This window comes from uncultured Methylobacterium sp., assembly GCF_964251405.1.
In the GTDB taxonomy this organism is placed as follows: Bacteria; Pseudomonadota; Alphaproteobacteria; order Rhizobiales; family Beijerinckiaceae; genus Methylobacterium.
Genome location: NZ_CAXUJR010000019.1, coordinates 7,526 through 10,122, shown reverse-complemented (window position 1 = coordinate 10,122; position 2,597 = coordinate 7,526). Strand labels below are relative to the sequence as shown.

Genomic DNA, 2,597 nt, shown 5'->3' with positions numbered 1-2,597 from the left:
ACTTGAGACAAAGTGCCGAATCGCCACCTGTCGCAGCCCAGTTCCGGTGGCTGCGTACTGAAATGACGGCAACGCTCGGTCGCCCGCAAGTCATTGTCCAACGGTGGCAATCTCCCGTGCCACCGCCACCCCATATGATATTCAGCCAAGGGTCGCAAGACGGTGTGACGCAGTACAGATAGGGCTCGACAACTTTCCAAGACGACCCCGTCAATTCATCGTGATTTCGAAATGCCGCACCGAGCCTGCTTGCGATGCCTCACGATGCTTTAGTTGCGCACATCTTCTGCGCGCGTCCGGGGCTGCTTCAGTTGTGCAGGAATTTTGCGTCCAAGAAGTCGTCGCCCCTGCGGCAGCACGACGACCTTGCCCCCCGGGCGCCCGCGCGGCACACCCCTGTCGAGGGCGCGGCCGACCGGCGGCCCCATGATTTCGAGGAACGTCGCGATGGCTCCCGACCGTATCTCCCTTCCCGTCCCGCAGACGGCGCCGGTCGCGGAGGCCCGCCCGCATCGCTACGAGGTCCACGGCCAGGAGATCGTCGACGATTATGCCTGGCTGAAGGCCGAGAACTGGCGCGAGGTTCTCAAGGACCCCACCGCCCTGCCCGCCGATATCCGGGCCCATCTCGACGCGGAGAACGCGTTCACCGGGGCCGCCCTCGACGGGACCGAGCCATTGCGGAAGGCGCTCGTCGCCGAGATGCGGGCCCGCATCCGCGAGGACGACAGCAGCGTGCCGGTGCCCGACGGGCCGCACGCCTACTACACCCGCCACCGCGACGGCGGTCAGCACCCTCTGGTCTGCCGGCGCCCGCGCACCGTGATCGTCCTGCCCGGCCAGGGCGCCGAGACCGCCGCCGATGGCGGCCCCGAGCCCGGTGAGGTCATCCTGGTCGACGGCGACCGGGAGGGCACGGGCCTCCCCTTCTTCGAGCTCTCGGCGGCGGTCCATTCCGACGACCACTCCCGCCTCGCCTGGAGCGCCGATACGAAGGGCTCCGAGCTCTACGTCATCAAGGTGCGCGACCTCTCAACCGGCGAGGACCTCGCCGACCGCATCGAGGCGACGTCCGGCGAGGTGGTCTGGGCCGCCGACGGCGCCGCGTTCTACTACACGGCGGTGGACGATAACCATCGCCCGGCCCGGGTCATGCGCCACCGCATCGGCACGGCGCAGGACGACGACGCGCTGATCTACGAGGAGCGCGATTCGGGCTTCTTCGTCCACATCGACAAGACCCAGTCCGGCACCTACCTCACCGTGACCGCGAGCGACCACGAGACGGCGGAAGTCCATCTCCTCGACCGGCATGCCGCCCATCCCGTCCTCACCGTGGTTCAGGAGCGGGTGCCGCTGCTGATCTACTCGGTGGAGCATTGGGGCTCCTACCTCTTCCTGCTCACCAATGCCGAGGGAGCGGAGGACTTCAAGATCGCGAGCTGCCCCATCGCGACCCCGGGCCGCGAGCACTGGGTCGACGTGATCCCGCACCGTCCCGGCGTCATGATCCGCCACCAGCACCTCATCGCCGGCCACCTCGTCCGGCTCGAGATCGAGAACGCGCGCCCGCGCATCATCGTGCGCGACTTCACGGGCACCGAGCACGCGGTCGCTTTCGCGGAGGAGGCCTATTCGCTGGGCCTGCAGCCGGGCCACGAGTTCGAAACGGCGGTGATCCGCTTCACCTACTCGTCGATGACGACGCCGGCCGAGACCTACGACTACGATTGCGTCACCCGCGCCCGGCAGCTCCGCAAGCGCCAGGTCGTGCCGAGCGGCCACAGACCGGAGGATTACGTCACGCGCCGCCTCTTCGCCACGGCGCCGGACGGGGAGACGGTGCCGGTCTCGCTCCTGCACCGGCGCGACCTGGCCTTGGACGGCACCGCGCCGCTCCTGCTCTACGGCTACGGCTCCTACGGCACGCTGATGCCGGCCTCCTTCCGCACCAACCTGCTCTCGCTCGTCGACCGCGGCTTCGTCTACGCCATCGCCCATGTGCGAGGCGGCACCGAGAAGGGATGGCGCTGGTACATGGACGGCAAGCGCGAGAAGAAGCCCAACACCTTTACGGATTTCGTCGCCTGCGGCCATGCGCTGATCGAGGCCGGCTACACCGCGCAGGGGCGCATCGTCGCCCATGGCGGCAGCGCGGGGGGCATGCTGATGGGGGCGGTGGCCAATCTCGCGCCCGAACTCTTCGCCGCGATCGTCGCCGACGTGCCCTTCGTCGACGTGCTCAACACCATGCTCGACGGCGAGCTGCCGCTGACCCCGCCCGAATGGCCCGAATGGGGCAACCCCGCCGAGAGCGAGGCCGCGTTCCGGACGATCCTGTCGTACTCGCCCTACGAGAACGTGGCGGCCAAGGACTATCCGGCGATCCTCGCGCTCGGCGGGCTCACGGATCCGCGCGTGACCTATTGGGAACCGGCGAAATGGGTCGCGCGGCTGCGTGCGACGATGACGGGCGGCGGTCCCGTCCTCCAGCGCATCAACATGGAGGCCGGCCATGGCGGGGCCGCCGGCCGCTTCGACCGCCTGGAGGAGGTCGGGTTGATCTACGCCTTCGCGCTGCTCGCCGTCGGCAAGGC

General features: G+C 68.7%; 1 protein-coding gene. It reads left to right on the top strand.

Annotated elements, in window-relative coordinates; translation table 11 throughout:
• Positions 1–447: 447 nt before the first annotated feature.
• Positions 448–2,597, top strand: a 2,150-nt coding sequence (locus ACFE7U_RS05625) for a S9 family peptidase (RefSeq protein ID WP_375408750.1), incomplete at its 3' end; no start/stop codon positions are given.